The sequence below is a fragment of the Bradyrhizobium centrosematis genome, from assembly GCF_045571495.1.
Classification (GTDB): Bacteria; Pseudomonadota; Alphaproteobacteria; order Rhizobiales; family Xanthobacteraceae; genus Bradyrhizobium; species Bradyrhizobium centrosematis.
In genome coordinates this window covers 3,928,482-3,950,531 of record NZ_CP120703.1, presented here as the reverse complement: position 1 = coordinate 3,950,531, position 22,050 = coordinate 3,928,482, and the positions used below count along the sequence as shown (strand labels likewise).

18 protein-coding genes are annotated in these 22,050 nt (G+C 64.6%); 6 read left to right on the top strand and 12 right to left on the bottom strand.

Going from position 1 to position 22,050, the window contains the following annotated elements:
* Positions 1-2: 2 nt before the first annotated feature.
* Both fsrB and P6U31_RS18995 read left to right on the top strand, forming a co-directional pair.
* Positions 3-1,292 (top strand): siderophore utilization protein FsrB, encoded by a 1,290-nt coding sequence (gene fsrB / locus P6U31_RS19000; protein ID WP_407183175.1) that lies wholly within the window; start codon positions 3-5, stop codon positions 1,290-1,292.
* Positions 1,293-1,374: 82 nt separating this feature from the next.
* Positions 1,375-2,190 carry a hypothetical protein gene (locus tag P6U31_RS18995; RefSeq protein WP_407183174.1) on the top strand — a complete coding sequence of 272 codons (816 nt, stop codon included), beginning with the start codon at positions 1,375-1,377 and terminating at the stop codon, positions 2,188-2,190.
* 24 nt (positions 2,191-2,214) lie between these two features.
* Here P6U31_RS18995 and P6U31_RS18990 read toward each other — a convergent pair whose 3' ends face one another.
* From P6U31_RS18990 to P6U31_RS18960, 7 genes are read right to left on the bottom strand one after another with little or no spacing between them, the layout of a single operon-like run.
* Positions 2,215-3,210 carry an FAD:protein FMN transferase gene (locus P6U31_RS18990; RefSeq protein WP_407183173.1) on the bottom strand — a complete coding sequence of 332 codons (996 nt, stop codon included), beginning with the start codon at positions 3,208-3,210 and terminating at the stop codon, positions 2,215-2,217.
* Positions 3,207-3,782, bottom strand: coding sequence for a nitrous oxide reductase accessory protein NosL (locus tag P6U31_RS18985; RefSeq protein WP_407183172.1), 576 nt, complete (start codon positions 3,780-3,782; stop codon positions 3,207-3,209). Before P6U31_RS18985 ends, P6U31_RS18990 begins: the two co-directional genes overlap by 4 nt.
* On the bottom strand, positions 3,779-4,606 hold the full coding sequence (locus P6U31_RS18980) for an ABC transporter permease subunit (protein WP_407183171.1): 828 nt from the start codon (positions 4,604-4,606) through the stop codon (positions 3,779-3,781). The genes P6U31_RS18985 and P6U31_RS18980 overlap by 4 nt, the downstream gene beginning before the upstream one ends.
* A complete protein-coding gene (locus tag P6U31_RS18975; protein WP_407183170.1) occupies positions 4,603-5,523 on the bottom strand; it encodes an ABC transporter ATP-binding protein in 921 nt (306 codons plus the stop codon). Before P6U31_RS18975 ends, P6U31_RS18980 begins: the two co-directional genes overlap by 4 nt.
* Positions 5,520-6,878 (bottom strand): nitrous oxide reductase family maturation protein NosD, encoded by a 1,359-nt coding sequence (locus tag P6U31_RS18970; RefSeq protein WP_407183169.1) that lies wholly within the window; start codon positions 6,876-6,878, stop codon positions 5,520-5,522. The genes P6U31_RS18975 and P6U31_RS18970 overlap by 4 nt, the downstream gene beginning before the upstream one ends.
* A gap of 24 nt (positions 6,879-6,902) precedes the next feature.
* A complete protein-coding gene (nosZ, locus tag P6U31_RS18965; protein WP_407183168.1) occupies positions 6,903-8,849 on the bottom strand; it encodes a TAT-dependent nitrous-oxide reductase in 1,947 nt (648 codons plus the stop codon).
* Positions 8,850-8,871: 22 nt separating this feature from the next.
* Positions 8,872-11,100 (bottom strand): 4Fe-4S binding protein, encoded by a 2,229-nt coding sequence (locus P6U31_RS18960; protein ID WP_407189883.1) that lies wholly within the window; start codon positions 11,098-11,100, stop codon positions 8,872-8,874.
* A 249-nt stretch (positions 11,101-11,349) separates the two neighbouring features.
* Between P6U31_RS18960 and P6U31_RS18955 the strand changes: the two genes are divergently transcribed.
* From P6U31_RS18955 to P6U31_RS18940, 4 genes are all read left to right on the top strand, one after another.
* On the top strand, positions 11,350-12,225 hold the full coding sequence (locus P6U31_RS18955) for a ferritin-like domain-containing protein (protein WP_407183167.1): 876 nt from the start codon (positions 11,350-11,352) through the stop codon (positions 12,223-12,225).
* A gap of 481 nt (positions 12,226-12,706) precedes the next feature.
* Positions 12,707-13,738 (top strand): TRAP transporter substrate-binding protein, encoded by a 1,032-nt coding sequence (locus tag P6U31_RS18950; RefSeq protein ID WP_407183166.1) that lies wholly within the window; start codon positions 12,707-12,709, stop codon positions 13,736-13,738.
* A 15-nt stretch (positions 13,739-13,753) separates the two neighbouring features.
* Entirely contained in the window at positions 13,754-15,643 is a 1,890-nt protein-coding gene (locus P6U31_RS18945; protein WP_407183165.1) for a TRAP transporter large permease subunit, read from the top strand.
* A 22-nt stretch (positions 15,644-15,665) separates the two neighbouring features.
* The gene (locus P6U31_RS18940) at positions 15,666-17,315 is read left to right on the top strand and encodes an acyl-CoA synthetase (protein ID WP_407183164.1); all 1,650 of its coding nucleotides are present in this window, start codon (positions 15,666-15,668) and stop codon (positions 17,313-17,315) included.
* Positions 17,316-17,376: 61 nt separating this feature from the next.
* Here the strand turns inward: P6U31_RS18940 and P6U31_RS18935 are convergent, their stop codons facing one another.
* From P6U31_RS18935 to P6U31_RS18915, 5 genes are all read right to left on the bottom strand, one after another.
* Positions 17,377-18,354: a TRAP transporter substrate-binding protein gene (locus P6U31_RS18935; RefSeq protein WP_407183162.1), complete on the bottom strand. Its 978-nt coding sequence runs from the start codon at positions 18,352-18,354 to the stop codon at positions 17,377-17,379.
* A gap of 32 nt (positions 18,355-18,386) precedes the next feature.
* Positions 18,387-19,700: a TRAP transporter large permease gene (locus P6U31_RS18930; RefSeq protein WP_407183161.1), complete on the bottom strand. Its 1,314-nt coding sequence runs from the start codon at positions 19,698-19,700 to the stop codon at positions 18,387-18,389.
* 2 nt (positions 19,701-19,702) lie between these two features.
* Positions 19,703-20,296: a TRAP transporter small permease gene (locus P6U31_RS18925; RefSeq protein WP_407183160.1), complete on the bottom strand. Its 594-nt coding sequence runs from the start codon at positions 20,294-20,296 to the stop codon at positions 19,703-19,705.
* A 161-nt stretch (positions 20,297-20,457) separates the two neighbouring features.
* Entirely contained in the window at positions 20,458-21,255 is a 798-nt protein-coding gene (locus P6U31_RS18920; RefSeq protein WP_407183159.1) for an MBL fold metallo-hydrolase, read from the bottom strand.
* 13 nt (positions 21,256-21,268) lie between these two features.
* Positions 21,269-22,045: a TatD family hydrolase gene (locus tag P6U31_RS18915; RefSeq protein WP_407183158.1), complete on the bottom strand. Its 777-nt coding sequence runs from the start codon at positions 22,043-22,045 to the stop codon at positions 21,269-21,271.
* Between the last annotated feature and the right edge of the window lie 5 nt (positions 22,046-22,050).

Genomic DNA, 22,050 nt, shown 5'->3' with positions numbered 1-22,050 from the left:
CGATGAGAGCGATATTCGGCAGGCTGCATCGCTGGGCGGGACTGCTCACGGCCGGATTCCTGTTCTTCTCCGGCATCACGGGTGCGATCATCTCGTGGGACCACGAGATCGACGACGTCCTGAACAGCCATCTGTTCGACGTCAGCAGCAAGGGCGCGGCGATCCCGTCGATCGAACTCGCCAGGATGATCGAGCAGCGCGATCCGCGCGCGCGTGTGACCCATCTCTTCATGACGCCGGAGCAGGGGCACTCGCTGTGGTTCTTCGTCATGCCGCGGATCGATCCCGCAACCGGCAAGCGCTACCCGCTCGACTACAATCAGGTCTTTCTCGATCCCAACACGGGTGCGGAGCTCGGGCGGCGCTATTGGGGCGCGGTCTGGCCGGTCACGCGGGAGAATTTCGTCTCCTTCCTCTACAAGCTGCACTACACCATGCACATTCCGGAGTTCTGGGGCAGCGACCGCTGGGGCATGCGCGTGCTCGGCGTGATCGCCATCATCTGGACCATCGATTGCTTCGTCGGCTTCTACCTGACGCTGCCCTCGCGCCGGCGCACCAGGGCGGCGCGCGCGCCTGCGGTCACACGCCAGCTCGAACGCGGTTTCTGGGCGCGCTGGGCGCCGGCCTGGACCATCAAGACCTCGGGCAGTGCCTACCGGATCAACTTCGATATCCATCGCGCCTTCAGCCTGTGGACCTGGGGCGTGCTGTTCATCATCGCCTTCACGGCGTTCTCGCTGAACCTCTATTTCGAGGTGTTCTCGCCGCTGATGAAGATGGTGTCGAACTATACGCCGACACCCTATGAGCAGCGGCCGTATCGCGATCTCGACGATCCCATCGAGCCAAAGGTCAGCTTCGCCGACATCGCCGCGCGCGCGGCGGCCGACGGCAAGGCGCGCGGGTGGACGGTCCCGGTCGGCTCGATCAATTACGGCCCGGCGCATGGCGTCTATGCCGCGGCTTTCTTCCACCCCGGCGACGATCACGGCGCCGGCGGCGTTGGTCCGGCGCAGCTCTACTACGACAGCGAGGACGGTCGTCCCATCGGCGAGCGGCTGCCGTGGGTCGGCACCGCCGCCGACATCTTCGTCCAGGCCCAGTTCCCGCTGCATTCGGGCCGCATCGTCGGCCTGTTCGGCCGCATCCTGATCTCGATCATGGGGCTCGTGGTGGCGGCGCTGTCGGTCACCGGCGTCGTGATCTGGTGGCGCAAGCGCCGCGCCCGTGTCCGCGTCCGCGAGACCTCGGCCGTTCGCTTGAACCGGCAGCTGACGCCGGCGGAGTAGGGCGCGCCCGGCGGCTGCGGATGAACCTTCCAGCCGGGCGACGCCACAAAGACTGGTGGCCCCAGTCTGTCCGGAAACGTCCATGAAATCGCTTGCCTTGCTCTGCCTGCTCGTCCTGGCGACGCCCGTCCATGCCGCCACGCCCGAGCAGCGCTATCTCGACCTGCGCGATCGCTACATCGAAAAATTCTCGAAGGCCACGGAGAGCGACGAGATCTACAGGCAGCATGATGCGGCCTTGAAGGAGCTGGCAGGCGTGTTGCGCAGCCTGGTAGGACCGGTCGGGATCAAGGGCCTTCCAGCAGACGGCAAGTCGAACGCCGACACGCTGTTCAAGGGCGATTCGGGCTTCGGCCATCTCGACGGGCTCGGTTTCGCCTCCGAAGGCGACAAGATCCAAGCCGTGGTGACCACCACGGGGCTGCTCAAGCACTGGCTGCGCGAGCACCGCGAGGACGGCATGCCGCAGGAGATCGGCGCGGCCTTCAAGTCAGATCGCTTCTACTATCAAGCGATCCAGGACTCGGCTTTTGCCAAATATGCGGAGCTGCCGGTCACCAAGCCGGCATCCGCGCGTGCCGCAGCCGCGGTGCTGGGTGTGCGCGGCAATGGCGATCTGAAAGCGCCGCCGCGTGAGATCGACGTCGTCGCCATCCAGGGCGACCAGGTCTTCTTCCTCGCCGCGACCGACGCCGTGAAGACGGCTGAGATTCCAGCCTGCGAGAAGATCTGGAAGCAGATGATGGCGAAGAAGGTGCCCCAGGACGCAATGGCGAGGGAAGACCGGGCCATGGACGCCTACACCAGATGCTTCGCAAAGGAAGCGCCCAGCCAGAGCTGGTTCGCAGCGGCCGTGAAGAAAGCGCAGAGCCAGTTGGAGCTGCTGCTATCGCGATAGCGCGCCGCTGACGCGCTTTTCTCCCTATGCCGACAATTCGACCGGATTGCCGGCGCCATCGATCAGATGCACGCGCTCGATGTCGAGACGCGGCAACAATGCGCGAATTTCGTCTTCGCGCATCAGGCTGAACGCCGTCGACAAGGCGTCCGCGGCGGTCGCGCTGCGGGACACGGTGGTCACGCTGCGATAACGGCGCGCGCAGCCGCCCGATCGGGGATCGAACAGATGGTTGAAGCGTGCCGCGGGATCGAACTGGAAGCCGTAGCCGCCCGAGGTGGACACGGCGCGATCGACGATCGGCAGCACCGCTTTCGTCCGGCTCACCATGTCCGGATCGGCGATGCCGACGTCCCAGGCGCGTCCGTCCGGACGCGAGCCGATCGCCCGGGCCTCGCCCATGTCGACCAGGCTGTGAGAAACGCCGTTCGCGCGCAGGAGATCGACCACCTTGTCCGTGACGTAGCCCTGGGCGATCCCGTTCAGGGTGACGGCCATGCCGCGAGACATGGCGATCCGGTCGCGGCTGATCGACAGCCGGCCGCTGCCGATGCGCGCCAGCACGCTTTGAATCTCGACGGCCGCAGGGCCGGCCGGATCAGCGCCATCGCGCGAGAAATGGCTGGCATAGAGCTCCCACAGCGGCTGCACCGTGACGTCGAACAGACCGCCGGTCAGCGCGGAATAGCGCTGCGAGATCGACAGCAGATCGACCATGTCGGCGTCAGGATCGACCAGGATGCCGGTCCGGTTCAACGCGACCAGGGCGGAATCGTCCCGGTAAAGGCTGAACAGCCGCTCGAGCCGCCGCGCCTCGGCGCAGGCCAGCGAGATCAGCCGCTCCGCCCGGATGCGGTCTTCGTCGTGGATCTGCATCGTCGCGGCGGCACCCAGCATCGTGCCGCGCCAGGTCACGGGCGCGACCTCTGCACGGACGGGGAGTCCCGGCGACAGCGCGCCGAGGCCCGCTGCCGCGGCACTGATCCGGATGAAGCGTCGGCGCGTCAGGGTTCGCGTCATGGCGTTCTCCTCGATCGTTCGCCCGGCGGGGCTTCGAGCGCATCGTCGGGCGCAGCGGCGCCGGCGGCATTTGCCGACGACGTCAGGACATAGTCCCGGGGCACCGCCTCGAAACCGACGATCCTGCCCCCGTTGTCAGCGGCGAACTTCTCCGCTGCAGCCCGGTCCGAGAACGGAACGGCCTCGTCGCCGCCCATCCCGCTCTTGGCCCGGCTCTCGATCACGAACAAGGCCTTGCGCGCGTCGATCCAGTTGTCGGCGCCGGGCTTGTCCCAGTCGGGTGCCTTGCCCATGTCGGACACGTAGATCGCCTGGATGTCCTTGGGTTCGTCCGGCAACATGGTGAAGGCGATGGTGTCCCGCACCGACGAGAACCACACGGGCTCGATCAGGCTCGCCGCGAAGATATGGCCCTTCGGTCCGGGATGCTCGAGCACGTTCATGCCGCAGTAATGGCCGATATCTTCCGCGGTCATCGGATGCGGCGGCGGGATTTTCATGGCCTGCTTGTCGTTGCAGCCCGCGAGCGCGAGCGGCACGAGCAAAGCGAGCAGCAGCGTTCGGCGCCTCATAGCTCCCTCCGCGAGAACGCGAGCGCGGCCAGCCCCAGCGGCAGCAGCGTCCAGCCGAGCAGGGCGGTCAGCAGGACCGGTACCGTCAGGGATGTACTTTGGGCAAGGCCGGCCATGCCGGCGAAGGTGCTGACATTGGCAAAGCCGGTCAGGTTGATCAGCCGGTAGGCGTCGGTCGGATTCACCAGCAGCATGGCGTTGAGCACGGGTGCCGAGATGTTGCGTCCCTGGTCGAGCGCAAGCACGCCCAGCAGCGCCATGTCGTAGATCAGCACCAGCAGCAGCCACAGCCCGATGCAGAGGCCGGCAGCCGTTCCGCGATCGCGCACGAGCGCGCTGACCAGATATCCGATCGCGACGAAAGCTGCGCCGAGCAGCACCGAGGAGCCCACCATCGCCGCGAAGGCCAGGAGACTATCGCCATCCATCTGGCTGCCCGTCGCCGCCAGCGCGCCGACGGCCGCGCCATAGCCGAGGCAGGTCGCAAAAGCGAGAACGGCGAGATGGCCCACGAACTTGCCGAGTAGCACCTGGCATCGTGCGACCGGATAGCTCAGCAGCAACAGCATCGTGCCCCGTTCCATCTCGCCGACGATGGCATCGTGTGAGATCAGAAGCGCGATGAGCGGAACCAGAAAGATCGTCAGGCTGGACAAGCTGACGACGACCACGTCCAGCGCGCGAACGCCAACGTTTCCGGTCGGTGCGCTGCCGAGAAAGGTCAATGACAAAGCAAGTCCAGCGAGCAGGAGCGTTGCGGCAAGCACCCAGCGATTGCGGATGGCCTGGTGAACTTCCTTGGCAGCGATGATCACGACATTCATGAGGCCTGCTCCGATTGCCGGAGGAAATGCGCATAGAGCTCATCGAGGGTCGGCGGGACCACGTCGACGTCCTGGACGGAATTGCCGGCGGCGGTCGCACGGTGCAGCAGCTCGATCTTCCGCTCCGGCGCGGCGTCGATCTCGACGATGTGGCCGTTGAGACGGCGGCAGGTCGCGTCCTGCGGAGCCCAGCCCGGCATCTCGCTCGGCGCGAGGCCAGCCACTTTGAGACGGATCCGGGTGGGGAGCCTGGCGAGACGGCGCAGCTCGTCGATTGATCCGTCCGCAACCTTGATGCCGCGGTTCATGATGATGACCCGGCCGGCGCGCTCCTCGAGCTCGGTCAGCGCATGCGACGACAGCAGCACCGTCGCGCCCGCAGCGGCGAGCCGCTCGATGATGTCATAGAAGGTCTGCCGCAGCTCGGGATCGAGACCGGTGGTCGGCTCGTCCAGCAGCAGCACGCGCGGCTCGCCAAGCAGCGCCTGCGCGAGCCCGAGCCGCTGACGCATGCCCTTCGAATAGGTGCTCACCCGGCGGCGGCTGGCGGCACCCAGTCCGACGGCGTCGAGCAGCTCCAGCGCCTTGGCTACCGGCTCCCGTTTCAGGCGGGCGTAGAAGGCCTGCGTCTCGCGGCCGGTCAGGGCAGGGTCGAAGGAAACATTTTCCGGGAGGTAGCCGAGCTGCCTCCGGCCGGCGAATTCGCCGGCGGCGGGGTTGTCTCCGAGAACCTCGATGGCGCCGCGGGTCGGCCGGATCAACCCGAGCATGAGCTTCATGAGCGTGGTCTTGCCGGCGCCGTTGTGGCCGATCAAGGCGACCAGCTCGCCTTGATCGAGCGTGAACGAAGCATCGCGCACGGCCTCGACCCGGCCATATGCCTTGGTGACATCGCTGACGCGTACTGTGCTGGTCATCGCGGCTCCTTCGGCGCAGCGCTGCGCGGCGGCGACACCAGCGGATGGCTGTCGACCACGCCGCCCGGCAGCAGCGCCGGAAACTGCGCCTGCGCCCAGCGGATCACCTGGACGGCCGGGCTGTTGATCAGGATCTTCGCGGCCGGCGCGGTCCACAGCACGCGATCGATGAGATCGTTCGGTCGGTACGCCGTGTCGGCAATTCCGTCGCCGTTCAAGTCGAATGCCGGATTATCGCTCCAGTAATTGCCGCGCCCACCGGTCGACCAGTCGAGGTGCCGGGTGCCGACATATTTCACCTGGTTGGCATTGCTGACGAAGGCGTTGCCCGTGATCTCGTTGCCCTCGGAGCCGGCCGTGAAGTGCACGCCGATGGCACAGCGTTCGAACCAGTTGTTGCGGAATTTGTTGTGATTGGTGTTGTAGATGAACACGCATTTCTCCGGGCCGCTCCGAAGCGTGCTCTCCCGCTTCTGTTGCGGCAGCATGCCTCGCTCGTCGTCGGGACCGTCTTCCGTCTTCTGCATCATCGCGCCGAGCGAGCCGCCGGTGACCCGGTTGTCCTCGATTTGGGCATAGTTGGCGTAATTGAAGAGAAATCCATAGTCGCGATCATGGTCGGAGGAGTTGCCGCGGATCGCAAGGCGGTTCGAATACATGATGGCGTAACCGACATGGTTGCCGATCGAGACGTTGCCGCTGATCTCGCTGTCGTTGGTGTACATGTAGTGGACGGCGAAGCGAACCTGCTCGAAGCGGTTGTCGACGAAGCGGTCCTTGCTGCTGGAAATAGAGAAGATGCCGTCACGGCCATAGCGGAAAATATTGTTCGCAATAATGACGTCGGGCGCATTCCACAGCGAGACGCCGTTGCCGGCCTCGCTGAGACGCACCCCGCGCAGGCCCTCGATCTCATTGCGGACGACGAGGGAGCCCCTGGCGCCGTGCACATAGACCCCGAACAGATTCCCAACCAGTCGGTTGTCCTCGACCTTGGCGCGCTCGGCCGTCTTCTGCAGGAAGATTCCTGAGTTCATCGCCTGCAGATCGCGGCCGGAGGCCCGGATGGTCAGACCGCGAATGGTAACGTCGGGCGCGCTGACGGTGATGACGTTGCCGGAGCCGTCGCCGTCGAGTACCGCGCCGCGGCTCCCGACCAGCTGCAGGGGACGGTCGATCCGGACCGCGCCGTGATATTCTCCCGGAGCGAGTTCGACGACGTCGCCGGCACTGGCGCCATCCAGCATCGCCTGCAGCGGCTGTCCGGGCACAGCCGTCACAGTCGCCGCATCGGCGGAGCCGGACAATCCGGCGGCGACGAGCGCCGCCGGAAACATGCGTAATAATAGACCCACGAGGTCGCTCCGATCAGACCGACTTCAGACCGATTTCGGCTCGACGAACATTCGGCCCTTCATCTCCATGTGCATGGCGTGACAGAACCAGGAGCAATAGTACCAATAGACGCCCGCCTTGTCGGCCGTGAACGTCACGGACGCCGTCGCCATTGGCCCGATCTCCATCTGGATGCCGTAGTTCACGATGCAGAAGCCGTGCGTCAGGTCTTCGACGGCGTCGATATTAGTGACGAAGACCGTCACCTCGTCGCCCTGCTTGACCTGGAACTGATCGAGGCCGTAGGCGGGGGCGGTGGATGTCATGTAGACGCGCACCTTGTTGCCGTCGCGAATGACCTTCGAATCCGCCTCGAGGTTGATGCCGTCGGCCTTGGCCTGCTTGACCGCGTCGGCGAACATCGGATCCGCGCGGTCGTAGATCGAGATCGGGTTGATCTTGGAGCGGTGGACGATGGTCGCATCATGCGGCTCGGCGAAGCTCGGGCCGTCATGCACCAGCTTCATTTGATCGCCCGAAATGTCGATTAGCTGATCGTTCTCGGGCTTGAGCGGCCCGACATTCAGGAAGCGGTCCTTCGAGAACTTGTTCAGCGAGATGAGCCATTTTCCATCCGCCTCCTTGGTCTGGCCCATGGAGGAGTGGTTGTGGCCGGGCTGATAGTGCACGTCGAGCTTCTGAAGGATGGGATTGACCTTCTCACCCTTGAAGGCCCGCTTGGCGAGATCGATGTTCCACTTGCAGACCTGGCTGTCGAGGAAGAGGGTGGTGTAGGCGTTGCCCTTGCCGTCATAGGCGGTGTGCAACGGGCCGAGGCCGAGCTCGGGCTCTGCGACGACGACGTCGCGCGGCTTGATCTTGTCGTCGAACAGATCGTCGAATTTGCGCACGTCCATCACGGTCACGGTCGGCGAGAGCTTTCCGGCCGCCACGATGTGGATGCCGTCCGGAGCCGTGTTCATGCCGTGCGGATTGTTCGAGACCGGCACGTAGCGGGTGTAGGCCGAGCCCTTCCGGCCGTCGATGACGGGCACGCCGTTCATTTCCTTGAAGTCGCCCTTCTTCAGCGCCTCCTCGATCCGCTTGATGTTGAAGATGACGACCCAGTCCTGTTCGCTGGCGGTCATCTCCGCGAGCGTGACGCCTTCCTCACTGTTGTAGCAGGTCGCAAAGCAGTACTTGCCCTGATAGTCCGCGTCGACATTGTCGAGGTTGCCGCTGACGATCACCTGCCAGGCCACCTTCATGGTGTCACCGTCGATCGCGGTGAAGATCGAGCGATACTGCTTGGGATCGTCGAGGACCTTGCCGTCGTTGGGCAGCGGCACGCCATCCTCGCCGTTGGCGAAGACGTAGCCCGTGCGCGGATATTTCTGCACGCGCAGGCCGTGGACGGTGTGCTGGTTCGGCAGCTCGATGATCTTGTCGCACTTCATGATGTCGAGACGCACCCGCGCGACGCGGCTGTTGGCCTTGTCGTTCATGAAGGCATAGCGGCCGTCATAAGTGCCGTCCGTGAACGAGATGTGCGGGTGATGGAGGTCGCCGTTCAGGAAGGTGCCGCCGCGATTCTTCAGGAATTCGCGGGTCGCGGGCTGCAGCCCCTCGGTCAGAATCTTGAGACTCTCATTGGTCTGGCCCCAACCGGTCGCGCTGCAGCGGTTGAACACCGGCACCCGCATCAGCTCGCGCATCGAGGGAAGGCCGACGACCCGCATCTCGCCGGACTGGCCGCTCGAGAAGAACACGTAATATTCGTCGAGCTCGCCGGGCGCGACCTCGGTCTTCTGCACGGCGGGGCGGGCGGCCGGTGCCTTCGGAGCGGCATTCTTGGTCTGGGCGTCCGCAGACGAGACGAAGCCGCCGTCGGTCAGCGCCACGCCGCCGGCAAGGCCCACGCCGGCCGCAGCCGCGGTCGTTCCCAGCACTGTTCGTCGGCTGATGCTCTTGGTCTTATCGTTCTCACTCATGATTGCCTCCTCGGCTTCCGGTTCAGTTTGGTGGTGGAGAGATGGTGGCTGGAGCGCCGACAGGTTTGCCGCCGGCGGTGATGACAGTCGCAGGACCCTTGCCGCCCGAGCGCATCGTGGGCGAGGACATGGCCGCGAACTTCTCCCGCTTGAGCCGCACCTGAATCATGTGCGGGCAGCGGTGATCGTCGTAATAGAGTTCCTGACAGTGCATGCAGTAGATGCACTCATTGACGTTGATGTGCCCCTCGGGATGGATCGACTGCACCGGGCATTCCTTGGCGCATCGCTGGCAGGGCGAGCCGCATTCCTGCCAGCGTCGCAACCATTCGAAGGTCCGGATGCGGCCGGGAATGGCAAGTGCCGCGCCGAGCGGGCACAGGTAGCGGCAGAAGAAGCGCTCGATGAAGAGGCCGATGACGAGCAGGGCGACCGCATAGGCCACGAAGGGCCAGCCGCGCGAGAATTTCAGGATAATTGCCGTCTTGAACGGTTCGACCTCGGCGAACCGTTCGGCCATGTCGACGGAGTAGAGCGAAAGGCCGAACAGACCGAGGAAGATGATGTACTTGATCGGCCATAGCCGTTCGTGCAGTCCCCACGGCACCGTGATCTGCGGCACCTTCAGCCATTTCGCGGCCGTGTTGGTGAGCTCCTGGAGTGCGCCGAAAGGACACAACCAGCCGCAGAACGGGCCCCGGCCCCAGAACAGGAGCCCGCCGGCCGTGGCGGCCCAGAGAATGAAGATCAGGGGTGCGGCGAGAAAGAATTCCCAACGGAAGCCCGTCACCAGCGCATTCGTGAATGTGACCACGTTGACGACGGAGAGCTGCGCGTTCGCGTACCAGCCGAGCCAGAGCAGAACGAAGGCGAGATAGCTTCGTCGCACCCAGGTGTATAACACCGGCCGGCGCACAAGCAGGTTCTGGAAGAAGAAGATGCCGGTGAGGGCGGCCAGCATGAACGCTGTGATGCCGATCGAGACGGTGCTCGTCCGCCAGATCCGCATCCAAAGCGGCTCGTCGGCCTCCGCGGGCGCGGACGGTGTGGTCGCGGCGGTCGCCTGCGACGCCGGAGGGGCCGCACTCTCGGGGACCGTCACCGTACGCTGCTCGCGGCGCATATAGGCGTCGGGCAGGCCGTAGCTGAGGTCGAAGGTCAGGAATGCCTTGTCGCGGCCGCCGAGGCTCCGCTGCACCAACAGCTGAAGCTGCCACGGCTGCGTCGGATCCAGGGTGAATTCGGGAGGCGTGACGAACAGGCCGACCTCTCTGAACTCTGGCGCGCCGACCGCGTCCAGCGCCCCGAGCCGGGTATGGTTGCGGTCGCGGAAGCGGGTGCTGTTGCCTTCCTGCAGGATCTCGATGCGATCGAAGATGCCGCCGCGGACATAGGCCGAGCCCTTGAAGGAGTAGGGCCCGTTGCCGGCGACGACGATCGCCTGCTGTCCTGGCTTCAGCCCGTCCTTCAACCGCCGATAGCCGTCCTCGCCGAGCAGGCTGCGGCCGATCGTCGGCGCGCTCACGAGTGCGACATAAAGGTCGATGAAGGTCTCGCTGTCCTCGCCTGGCTCAGGATACTGGGTCGCCGCCGCGCTGCCGGATTTTGCAAAAGCCTCGTTGATGTCGCCGATGCTCAGATGAAGCCTTCGGATCGAACCGTCGCCGACGAGACTCTCCCAGTCGCGGACTTCGCTGCGTTCGAGATCGAGCGTCTTGACGACGGGGGGCAGGGCTGCCGAAACCGCGGCACCGTCGCCGCCGCCGACGCGGCCGCTACGAATGATCTTGGACGCCGCGCGGACGATACTGTCGCCCATCACCAGCACGGTGACGGTTGCGCCGCTCACGATGTCGACCTGCGGCGGTTTCTCGGCCCCGCTTGCGACAGGCTTCATGTCCTTGCCGATCAGCGAATTCACGGCGGCAATGATGCGCGCCTCTGGAATGCCGACCAGCACGATCGGCTCCTTGTGATCGACGAGCTTGATGCCGGTGATGACGCCTTTCGGATCAATCCCGGCCAAGAGGTGGATCGGTTTGCCGGAGTAGCCGACCGAATTCGCGAAATCGGAGTTGAGGAAGACGAATCCCTGGAGCTGGTCGCCGCGATAGACCGGCACGATCGGCGGATCGCCTTGTGGCGGGCCGAAACGGTCCGCTCCCGGGAAGAAATCCGCAGGCGCAATCTTCGGCAAATATGTCGGCAAATCACCGGCGGCGTACGCGGGCGAAATATAAGTCAGACACATCAGCAGCAAGCCGGCCAGCGTTAGCGCTGCACGCCTTGCGAAGGCGGTATCTTCATCCGGTCGCTTCGACATGGATTCAAATGCCATCTGCGCGACCAACCGGGCCGCGCGTGCTTTGAGATTCTTCTTCGGTGATTTGTCGCCGCTGACGTGCCACACTCCTCGCGCACGTCGACATCTGTCAAGCTGAGCCACAAAATTTGTGCTCTCGCGGAACCAACTCACACGTTTGCATTGGGAACCCTCACCATGCAGCTCCTGCGCACCTCATTGCTCAGTGCTGAGCCCGCCGGTGTATTGGAGTCTCTCGACGAGCTCTTTGCGCTAGCGCATGCAATGGAGCAGGAGGCGGCCAACAAGTACGATTCTCTTGCCGAAGATATGCGCGGGCAGGGCAAGGATGATCTGGCGGAGGTGTTCACGCGGCTCGCTGCGGCCGAGCGCGAACACGTGGACAGTGTGACGCAATGGTCGCAATCGCGCCGCGGCAAGCGCCCGGAACCCGCCATGGTGCGCTGGGAGGCGCCAGAAGCACTCGCCCCGGAAGCTGCCGCGGAGGTGAAGACATCACGTCTGATGACGCCGTACCGCGCGCTCGCCATGGCGGTTCGCAATGAGGAGCGCGCCTTCGCCTTCTGGTCCTATCTGGCGGCCTACTCGCATGATCCCGAGGTCAAGAAGGCGTCCGAGGCGATGGCCAGGGAAGAGCTCGGCCATGTCGCCACGCTGCGGAAGGAGAGGCGCCGCGCCTATCACCGCGAGCACGATCGGAGCAGCGCCGAAATGGCAACGGAGCCTCTGCGGCACATTGATGCGCAGCGACTCGAGCTTCGCCTGGTCGCGCAGCTGGGCGACATCGAGCAACGCATGAGCGGACCAGCCGCCGGCCGGACCCGGGACCTGCGCCAACAGGCCATCGAGATGGCGGACGCTGCCGCAGGGCTCGGGAGCTTTCCGGCGGCCATGGAAGGCAAGGAACCGCTGGAGATCGCCGAGGCTCTGGTCGACGGTTATCTCGACGGCGCCGAGCGGGCCACCGATCCGGCCCGCCTCGATCGCCTGCAGCACCTGGCCGAGCAAGCGATCTCACGCCTGGCTTGGCTGCGATCGCTATCGGCCGCCTGACACGCTCGCCACGACCTTCAGAGCCGGGACACCTCGCGCATGACGGGTCTGCCGGGCCGTGACCGCAGGTCGTCGGCAGCAGAGCAGGCGCAAGGCGGACGAGAGCGGCTCAGGCCTGGCGATATCTCTTGGCGGCCCGCATGCGGTCACAGCCCTATCCACGATTCGCATAAGGTATATTATGGAATATTTTTATATACAATTGGATCAGTTATTTAGCTGAAATTCCTGCTGTAGCACCTTCGCTCCGACGCGATTTCCGGTGTGGCTCTTGACTGTCGTCCCAGTCCTTGACGGCTCCTGTGCATGGGGTTGTTTTCGCGTTTTTTGAATCAGGCGCATGTGGCGAAAGCCGATATTGCCGTGACCTTGTCCGGCTGCAATAAGCGAGGCCTCGCGAGATCGCAGATGACCTTCTGACCCGAGGTCCGTATAGGTTTGCGTCTCAGAACAACAACAAACCTTCCGAGGAAGCAGACCCATGGTCTTTTCGACGCGCTTTTCCCGACGCACGCTTCTCAAGGCCTCCGCCGCGACCGCGGTCTTGGGAGGCCTCGGCGCGCCGCATGTGGCCCGCGCCCAGAGCGCCGAGTTCACCTACAAATATGCCAACAACCTGCCCGACTCCCATCCGCTGAACGTGCGCGCCAAGGAGATGGCGGCGGCGATCAAGAGCGAGACAGGTGGTAAGTTCGACCTGCAGATCTTCCCGAACAACCAGCTGGGTTCCGATACCGACATGCTGAGCCAGATCCGCTCCGGCGGCGTCGAGTTCTTCACGCTGTCCGGCCTGATTCTGTCGACCCTGGTGCCGGCAGCGTCCATCAACGGCATCGGCTTCGCTTTCCCGGACTACGACACGGTCTGGAAGGCCATGGATGGCGATCTCGGCGCCTATGTCCGGGGCGAGATCAAGAAGGCCGGCCTCGAGGTCATGGACAAGATCTGGGACAACGGCTTCCGCCAGACCACGTCGTCGACCAAGCCGATCACCGGTCCGGACGACTTCAAGGGCTTCAAGATCCGCGTGCCGGTGTCGCCGCTGTGGACCTCCATGTTCAAGGCGTTCGACGCCGCGCCCGCCTCGATCAATTTCAGCGAGGTCTATTCGGCGCTGCAGACCAAGATCGTCGAGGGCCAGGAGAACCCGCTGGCAATCATCTCGACCGCCAAGCTCTACGAGGTGCAGAAATACTGTTCGCTGACCAACCACATGTGGGACGGCTTCTGGTTCCTGGCCAACCGGCGCGCCTGGGAAAAGCTGCCGCAGGACGTGCGCACGGTCGTTGCCAAGCACATCAACGCCGCCGCGGTCAACGAGCGCGCCGATACCGCCAAGCTCAATGCCAACCTGCAACAGGAGCTCGCCACCAAGGGCCTGACCTTCAACCAGCCCGCCGTGACGCCGTTCCGCGACAAGCTGCGCACCGCCGGCTTCTATGCCGAGTGGAAGGGCAAGTACGGCGATCAGGCCTGGGACCTCCTGGAAAAGGCGGTCGGTAAGCTGTCGTAACCTGGTGGGGCCGTCATGGCTCATGCCGAGATCGAGGTGATCGAAGTGGTGGGCGAGGCGACCATTCAGTCCCCTCGCCGACCTTCGTTGCTGACTTCGCTCGAGCGCGTGCTCGGTCTCGTCGTCGAGATCCCGGCGGCGATCCTGGTCGTCGCCGAGATCGTGATCCTGTTTGCCGGCGTGGTCGCGCGCTACGGGCTGCACCGGCCGCTGATCTGGTCGGACGAGCTCGCTTCGATCCTGTTCCTGTGGCTCGCCATGCTGGGCGCGGCGGTCGCGTTCCGCCGCTCCGAGCACATGCGCATGACCGCGGTCGTCGCCAGCGCGCGGCCGGCGCTGCGGGCCTATCTCGATCTGGTCGCGACCTGTGCTGCGCTGGGGTTTTTGATCCTGATCGTGTGGCCGGCCTGCGACTACGCCTATGAGGAAAGCTACATCACGACACCGGCGCTGCAGATCTCCAACATGTGGCGCGCCGCCGCACTGCCGGCCGGCATCGGCCTGATGGCGGCCTTCGCCTTGCTGCGGCTGCTGCGCGCGGCCGATTGGCGGATGGTCGCGGCCGCGGTCCTCAGCGTTGCCGTCGTGATCGGGCTGTTCTGGCTGGCGGAGCCGTCGCTGCGGCCGCTCGGCAACCTCAACCTCGTCATCTTCTTCGTCGGCGTTGCCGGCTTCTGCGTGTTCGCCGGCGTTCCCATTGCGTTCGGTTTTGGCCTTGCGATCTTCGGCTATCTCGCGCTGACCACGCGGACGCCCGTGATGGTGCTGGTCGGGCGAATGGACGAGGGCATGAGCCATCTGATCCTGCTCTCGGTGCCGCTGTTCGTGTTCTTGGGGTTGCTGATCGAGATGACCGGCATGGCGCGGGCCATGGTGGCGTTCCTGGCCAGCCTGCTCGGTCATGTCCGCGGCGGCCTGAACTATGTGCTGGTCGGCGCCATGTACCTGGTTTCCGGCATTTCCGGTGCCAAGGCCGCAGACATGGCGGCCGTTGCGCCCGTGCTGTTTCCGGAGATGAAACAGCGTGGCGCCAAGCCCGGCGATCTCGTCGCGCTGCTCGCGGCCACCGGTGCCCAGACCGAGACCATTCCGCCGAGCCTCGTGCTGATCACGATCGGCTCGGTGACGGGCGTCTCCATTGCGGCGCTATTCACCGGCGGGCTCTTGCCCGGCGTCGTGCTCGCGATCACGCTCTGCATGCTGGTGTGGTGGCGCTACCGCCACGAGGACATGAGCCATGTCAGGCGCGCCACGGCCTCCGAGATCGGCAAGACCTTCGTCGTCGCCCTTCCCGCGCTCGCACTGCCCTTCGTGATCCGCTACGCCGTGGTCGAGGGCATCGCAACCGCGACCGAAGTCTCCACCATCGGCATCGTCTATGGCGCGCTGGTCGGCCTCCTCGTCTATCGCCGCTTCGACTGGCGGCGGCTGTTTCCGATGCTGGTCGAGACCGCGGCCTTGTCGGGCGCGATCCTTCTCATCATCGGCACGGCGACCGGCATGGCCTGGGGCCTCACCCAGTCCGGCTTCTCGCGCTCGCTGGCCGCGGCCATGACCGGATTGCCCGGAGGCGCGGCGACCTTCATCGCCGTCTCGATCCTGGCCTTCACCATCCTCGGCAGCGTGCTGGAGGGAATCCCGGCGATCGTGCTGTTCGGGCCGTTGCTGTTTCCGATCGCCCGGGCCGTCGGCGTGCACGAGGTGCACTACGCCATGGTGATCATTCTCGCCATGGGTATCGGGCTATTCGCCCCGCCCTTCGGCGTCGGCTATTATGCCGCCTGCGCGATCGGACGCGTCGATCCGGCTGAAGGCATCCGGCCGATCTGGGGCTATCTGCTGGCGCTGCTGGTGGGATTGATCGTCGTCGCGATCTTCCCCTGGATTTCGATCGGATTCCTTTGAGTTTGGTTTAGGAGGGTTGTCGATGAGTGAGCGGCAGAACCAGTACAATATCGGCCTCGACAGGACGCCCGCCAACTACGTGCCGCTGAGCCCGTTGAGCTTCCTCGCGCGCAGCGCCGCCGTTTATCCCGATCATGTCAGCACGGTCTATGAGGGGCGCAGCTTCACCTGGGCGCAGACCTTCGAGCGCTGCAAGCGCTTTGCGTCCTGGCTCGCGCGCAACGGCATCGGCGTCGGCGACACCGTTGCGGCGATGCTGCCGAACATCCCGGCGATGAACGAGGCGCATTTCGCCGTGCCGATGACCGGCGCCGTGCTCAACGCGCTGAACATCCGCCTCGATGCGCCATCGATTGCATTCCAGCTCGACCATGGCGGCGCCAAGATCATCCTGGTCGACCCCGAGTTCTCCAGCGTGATCACCGATGCGCTCGCGCAGATGAAGGGCCCCAAGCCGCTCGTTGTCGACGTCGACGACGCATCGTTCAAGGGCGGCAAGCGCATCGGCGAGATCGAGTATGAGGCAGCCGTTGCGCAAGGCGATCCCGGCTTCGCAGCGATCATGCCGAGCGATGAATGGGATGCGATCGCGCTGAGCTACACCTCGGGCACGACAGGTAATCCCAAGGGCGTCGTCACCCATCATCGCGGCGCCTATCTGAACGCCGTCAGCAACATCCTCGCCGGCAATCTCGGCCAGCATCCGGTGTATCTCTGGACGCTGCCGATGTTCCATTGCAACGGCTGGTGCTTTCCCTGGACCATGGCAGCCGCCGCCGGCATCAATGTCTGCCTGCGCAAGGTCGAGCCGACCAAGATCTTCGAGCTGATCAAGAGCCACGGCGTCACCCATATGTGCGGCGCGCCGATCGTGTACAACACGCTGATCAACGCACCCGATGCGCCCAGGGGTAATGCGGCGCACCGCGTCGTCGGCCTGATCGCCGGCGCCGCACCGCCGGTTGCGGTGCTGGAAGGGGCCGAGAGCATCGGCATCAAGCTGACCCATGTCTACGGCCTGACCGAGGTCTACGGCCCCGCCTCCGTCTGTGCCGAGCAACCCGGCTGGGACCAGCTTCCCGCGCCCGAGCGTGCCCGCATGAAGCGCCGGCAGGGCGTGCCCTACCCGCTCCAGGAAAGCGTCACCGTCATCAATCCGCAGACCATGCAGGAGGTGCCGCGCGACGGCGAGACGATCGGCGAGGTCATGTTCCGCGGCAACATCGTGATGAAGGGCTACCTGAAGAACGAGAAGGCGACGACGGAAGCCTTCGAGGGCGGCTGGTTTCACACCGGCGATCTCGGCGTGCTCGACGAGCACGGCTACGTCATCATCAAGGACCGCTCCAAGGACATCATCATTTCCGGCGGCGAGAACATTTCCTCCGTCGAGGTCGAGGACATTCTCTACAAGCACCCGGCCGTGCTGTTCGCCGCCGTGGTCGCCAGGCCCGATCCGAAATGGGGCGAAGTGCCTTGCGCTTTCGTCGAACTGAAGGACGGCGCAAGCGCCAGCGAAGCCGACATCATTGCCTTCTGCCGCTCGCATATGAGCGGATTCAAGACGCCGAAGGCGGTCGTGTTCGGACCGATCCCGAAGACGTCAACCGGCAAGATCCAGAAATTCCTGCTGCGCAACGAGGTCGGATCAGCAAAGGCGATCTCGAGCTGAGCCGACGGCACGATACCGGCCGCCCGCACACCATAAGGCGGCGGGCGGAGGCGCTCCGTCCTCACATCTTCTTGTAGGCGTCGACGACCGCCTGGCCGTCCGCCCCCGCCTTCTTCAGCCAGTCGGCCGTGAGCTGTTCGCCGATCTTCTGGAAGCCGGCCTTCAACGCCGGGCTCGGCGGCTCGACGGTCATGCCTTTCGCCTTGAGCTGATCGAGGTACCAGGTGCTCTTGTCCTGCCAGGCCTTCCAGCCGCGCGTTTCCGCCGTTGCGGCTGCCTTGAGGATCGCCTCCTGGGTCGGCTTGTCGAGCGCGTCGAACGCGGCCTTGTTGACGAAGGTGTAATCCTTGGGAATCCAGGCCTGCACGTCATAGAAGTATTTGAGCGACTCCCAGGCCTTCGCGTCGTAGCCCGTGCCGCCCGACGACATGAAGGAATTCACCACGCCGGTCGCCAGCGCCTGGGGCAGCTCCGCAGCCTGGATCGTGACCGACTGCGCGCCGACCAGCTCGCCGATGCGCGCGGTCCCGACGTTATAGGCCCGCCATTTCAGGCCCTTCATGTCCTCGATCGTGGCGAGCGGCTTGTTGACATAGACGCCCTGCGGCGCCCACGGCACGACGAACAGCAGCTTGAGACCCTGTGCATCGAGCTTCTTGGCGATCGCCGGCTTGGAGGCCTGATACAGCTTCATCGCCTCCGGGAAGCTGGTGGCGAGGAACGGCACGACATCGACGCCGAACAGCGGATCCTCGTTCTCGTGGATCGAAAGCAGCACCTCGCCCATCTGCGCCTGCCCGGTCACCACCGCGCGCTTGATGTCGGGCGCCTTGAACAGCGAAGCGCCGGGATGAACCGTGATCTGGAGTTTTCCCGATGTGGCGGCTTCGACGTCCTTGGCGAAAGCGACCAGGTTTTCGGAGTGCGGATTGTCCGCGGGGTATGCGGCCGGCAGATTCCATTTGGTTTGCGCCAAGGCGGGCGTCGCGGCCGCCAGTATGCCGGCGGCCAGGAATGCGCGAAATAAACGTGACCTCATCGGGCTTCTCCTCACAGTCGATTTGAATACGCTCAGTCTGGGAAGGCGAGCTTGGGCAAGAACATGACGATCTGCGGATATTCCGTGATGATGAACACGGAGGCGAGCAGCAGCACGAAGAACGGAAACGCCGCCCGCGCGACGGTGAACGTATCGCGCCCGCTCATGTTCTGAAGCACGAAGAGATTGAAGCCGACCGGCGGCGTGATCTGCGCCATCTCGACGTGGATGATGAGGTAGACGCCGAACCAGACCAGGTCGAGCCCAGCCTGCTTCACCATCGGCAGCACGATGACGGCCGTCAGCACGATCATCGAGATGCCATCGATCAGGCATCCCAGGATGATGTACATGATGCTGAGATACAGCGCGAGCATGCCAGGCGTGAGCTGTTGCCCTTGCACCCAGGTCGCGAGCGCGGCCGGAATGCCCGTATAGGCCATCGCGGCGGTGGTGTAGGCCGCGCCTGCCAGGATCAGCATGATCATGCAGGTCAGGCGCGTCGCGCTCATGATGCTCTCGAGGAAGTTCTTCCGCGTCAGCGTGCCGCTCCACCAGGCCAGCAGCAGTGCGCCCGCGACGCCCCATGCCGCGCATTCCGTGGCTGTCGCAAAGCCGAGGACCAACGAGAGGAACACCGCCAGGATCAGCAGCAGGCACGGCACGAGCTTTGCGGACTCGCGCAGCTTCTGCTGGAACGGCATCGGCGGATCGCGCGGCGGGATCTTGTCCGGATTGAGCAGCGACCAGATGATGATGTAGCCGGAGTAAAGCACCATCACGAGCGCACCCGGCAGGAAGCCGCCCAGGAATACCTGGAGCACGGAGACGTTCGCCGTCACCGCGTAGACCACCATCGGAATCGACGGCGGGATCAAGAGGCCGAGGGTGCCGGAGCCCGCGAGCGAGCCAAGGCTCAGGCCCTTGTCGTAGCCGCGCTTGTCGAGCTCCGGCAGGGCGATCTTGCCGATGGTCGCGCATGTCGCCGCGGACGAGCCCGACACCGCCGCGAAGATGCCGCAGCCGATCACGTTGACATGGGTCAGGCGCCCGGGCAGCCATTGGACCCAAGGCGACAAGCCGCGGAACATCTCTTCCGACAATTTGGTGCGGAACAGGATCTCGCCCATCCAGATGAACAGCGGCAAAGCGGCCAGCGTCCAGGACGAGCTTGCACTCCAGGTGGTCGTCGCGAGCACCGAGCCAAGCGGCAGGCTGGTGGTCAGCGCCATCGCCACGAAGCCGACCAGCCCGAGCGAGACGGCAATCCAGACCCCGCTGCCGAGCAGCAGGATCATGACGCCGAGCAAGATGAAGGACAGCTCGATCATGCCGAGATTGGCCATGGTCAACCTCCGCCGCCCTGCGAGATGCGTTCGACGAACTCTTCCGGCGTCTCGTCCGGCGAGCCCTTCTCGTAGCTCGGCCGGTTACCGCTGACGACATTGACCATCTCGTCGAGCAAGGCGATCGACAGGATTACCAGGCCGCCGACAAAGCCGAGCTGAGGAATCCAGAGCGGAAGCGCGACAACGCCCTGTGCCACGTCGTTGAAGCGCCAGGAGTCATAGGTCATCTGCACGGCATGCCGGGTGAAGTAGAGAATGAAGGCTGCCGCAATGCCGAGGGCCAGGATCTCGGCGACTTGCTTCGTGCGTCCGTGCAACTTCTCCAGCAGCAGGCCGACGCGGATCATCTCGCCGCGCTTGAAGGTGTGCGCGAGACCGAGGAAAGCCATCGCGGCCATGCACCAGGACGCGAAATCGTCGCCGGCGGGAATGTTGATCGCAAACTGGCGGCCGACCGACATGATCATCATGATTGCAAAGATCGCAACCAGGAAGATGCCGGCGGCGTAGCCTGCGCCGAGATAAAGGAGGTCCAGAGCGCGGCGCACCGGTCCTTGAGTCGCTACATCGTCCTCTGCCAACGCGATCCCCATCCTCACACGAGGCAATTCGACCGACCGATTGCACTTGTGTGGTGCCGGTCCCGTTTGAATATCGCCCTGCCCAACGCCTGTCTTTCAGACGTTAGATCAACATGATGGGGCCGGCGCAAGCAAGGTCTGTGCCGGCTGGGAGCAGAATTTCCACCGCGGGTTTAGTGCGTCTCCAGCCGCAGCCCGTCATAGGCCGGCACCACGCCAGGGGGCAGCGATTGCCGGATGACCTCGTAATCGACCTCGGCGGTCATGTTGGTTATCACCGCGCGCTTCGGCTTGAAGCGCTCGATCCAGGACAGCGCGTCGTTGATGCTGAAATGGCTGACATGGCTTGTGTAGCGCAGGCCGTCGACGATCCAGAGGTCCAGGTTTTCCAGCGCGCCCCAGCTCTCGCGCGGGATGTCGTTGAGGTCGGGCGTGTAGGCCGCATCCCCGATGCGGTAGCCGAGCGCGGGAATATTGCCGTGCTGCACCAGAAAGGCGGTCAGGGTCACCGCGCCGCCCTTCCCCAGGATGGTCTGGCTTTCGCCCGCCTCGATCGAATGCCGGGTCAGGATCGGCGGATAGTCGCTGCCTTCAGGCGAGATGAAGCAATAGGAGAACCGCGACAGGATGTCCTTGGCGGTCGACTGGTTGAAGTAGGTTGGGATCCGGCGGCGCATGTGCATCACGACCGAACGTAGATCGTCCATGCCGTGGGTCTGGTCGGCATGCTCATGCGTCAAGAACACCGCGTCGATGTGATCGACATTGGTCGAAAGCAATTGCTCGCGCAGGTCCGGCGAGGTGTCGATCACGATGCGCGTGGTGCCGTGCTCGGAAGTCCGCTCGACCAGCAGCGAGCAGCGGCGACGGCGGTTCTTGGGATTGTTGGGATCGCAGGCGCCCCAGCCGAGCGCCGGGCGCGGCACGCCGGCGGAAGAGCCGCAGCCCAGGATCGTCAGCGTCAGCGTCATGGGGTCCCCGGTTTCAAGCTTTCACTTTCGAGAACAGGCGGAAGAAATTCTCGCTGGTCTGGCGCGAGATCTCCTCAAGCGACACACCGCGAGTCTCGGCCAGCACCTTTGCGACCTCGACCACATAAGCCGGCTCGTTGCGTTTGCCCCGGAACTTGCCGGGCGCAAGATAAGGCGAGTCGGTTTCGACCAGGATACGGTCGGACGGCAGTTCGGCTGCGAGCGCGCGCAAGGTGTCCGATTTCTTGAATGTCACGATTCCCGTGAAACCGATATAGAGCCCGAGCGACACCGCCTTCAACGCCAGCTCGCGCCCGCCAGTGTAACAATGCAGCACGGCGCGAAACGATCCCTTTGCGACCTCGTCTTCCAGGATGCGCGCGCAATCCTCGTCGGCTTCGCGGGTGTGGATCACCAACGGCAGGCCGGTGGCGCGTGCGGCGGCGATGTGGGCACGAAAGCCCCTCGCCTGCGCCTCCGGCGAGCCGTTATCGTAGAAATAATCGAGCCCGGCCTCGCCGAGCGCCACGACCTTGGGATGCTCCGTCAAGGCCACGAGCTCGTCGGGCCCGATGCCGTCCTCCTCATCGGCGTTGTGCGGATGGGTGCCGACCGAGCAATAGACGTCGTCATAGCGTTCGGCGATCGCGAGCAGGTCCTTCAACCGCCGCACCCGCGTCGAGATCGTGACCATGCGCCCGATGCCGGCGGCGCGCGCCCGCGACACGATCCCGTCGAGATCGTCCGCAAAGTCGGGGAAATCCAGATGGCAGTGGCTGTCGACCAGCATCGCGC

Bases quoted from the DNA above. Each gene is read 5' to 3' on its own strand.
- fsrB (WP_407183175.1), top strand. From the start codon at position 3: ATGAGAGCGATATTCGGCAGGCTGCATCGCTGGGCGGGACTGCTCACG.
- P6U31_RS18995 (WP_407183174.1), top strand. From the start codon at position 1,375: ATGAAATCGCTTGCCTTGCTCTGCCTGCTCGTCCTGGCGACGCCCGTC.
- P6U31_RS18990 (WP_407183173.1), bottom strand. From the start codon at position 3,210: ATGACGCGAACCCTGACGCGCCGACGCTTCATCCGGATCAGTGCCGCG.
- P6U31_RS18985 (WP_407183172.1), bottom strand. From the start codon at position 3,782: ATGAGGCGCCGAACGCTGCTGCTCGCTTTGCTCGTGCCGCTCGCGCTC.
- P6U31_RS18980 (WP_407183171.1), bottom strand. From the start codon at position 4,606: ATGAATGTCGTGATCATCGCTGCCAAGGAAGTTCACCAGGCCATCCGC.
- P6U31_RS18975 (WP_407183170.1), bottom strand. From the start codon at position 5,523: ATGACCAGCACAGTACGCGTCAGCGATGTCACCAAGGCATATGGCCGG.
- nosZ (WP_407183168.1), bottom strand. From the start codon at position 8,849: ATGAGTGAGAACGATAAGACCAAGAGCATCAGCCGACGAACAGTGCTG.
- P6U31_RS18960 (WP_407189883.1), bottom strand. From the start codon at position 11,100: ATGTGTCTGACTTATATTTCGCCCGCGTACGCCGCCGGTGATTTGCCG.
- P6U31_RS18955 (WP_407183167.1), top strand. From the start codon at position 11,350: ATGCAGCTCCTGCGCACCTCATTGCTCAGTGCTGAGCCCGCCGGTGTA.
- P6U31_RS18950 (WP_407183166.1), top strand. From the start codon at position 12,707: ATGGTCTTTTCGACGCGCTTTTCCCGACGCACGCTTCTCAAGGCCTCC.
- P6U31_RS18945 (WP_407183165.1), top strand. From the start codon at position 13,754: ATGGCTCATGCCGAGATCGAGGTGATCGAAGTGGTGGGCGAGGCGACC.
- P6U31_RS18940 (WP_407183164.1), top strand. From the start codon at position 15,666: ATGAGTGAGCGGCAGAACCAGTACAATATCGGCCTCGACAGGACGCCC.
- P6U31_RS18935 (WP_407183162.1), bottom strand. From the start codon at position 18,354: ATGAGGTCACGTTTATTTCGCGCATTCCTGGCCGCCGGCATACTGGCG.
- P6U31_RS18930 (WP_407183161.1), bottom strand. From the start codon at position 19,700: ATGGCCAATCTCGGCATGATCGAGCTGTCCTTCATCTTGCTCGGCGTC.
- P6U31_RS18925 (WP_407183160.1), bottom strand. From the start codon at position 20,296: ATGGGGATCGCGTTGGCAGAGGACGATGTAGCGACTCAAGGACCGGTG.
- P6U31_RS18920 (WP_407183159.1), bottom strand. From the start codon at position 21,255: ATGACGCTGACGCTGACGATCCTGGGCTGCGGCTCTTCCGCCGGCGTG.
- P6U31_RS18915 (WP_407183158.1), bottom strand. From the start codon at position 22,045: ATGCTGGTCGACAGCCACTGCCATCTGGATTTCCCCGACTTTGCGGAC.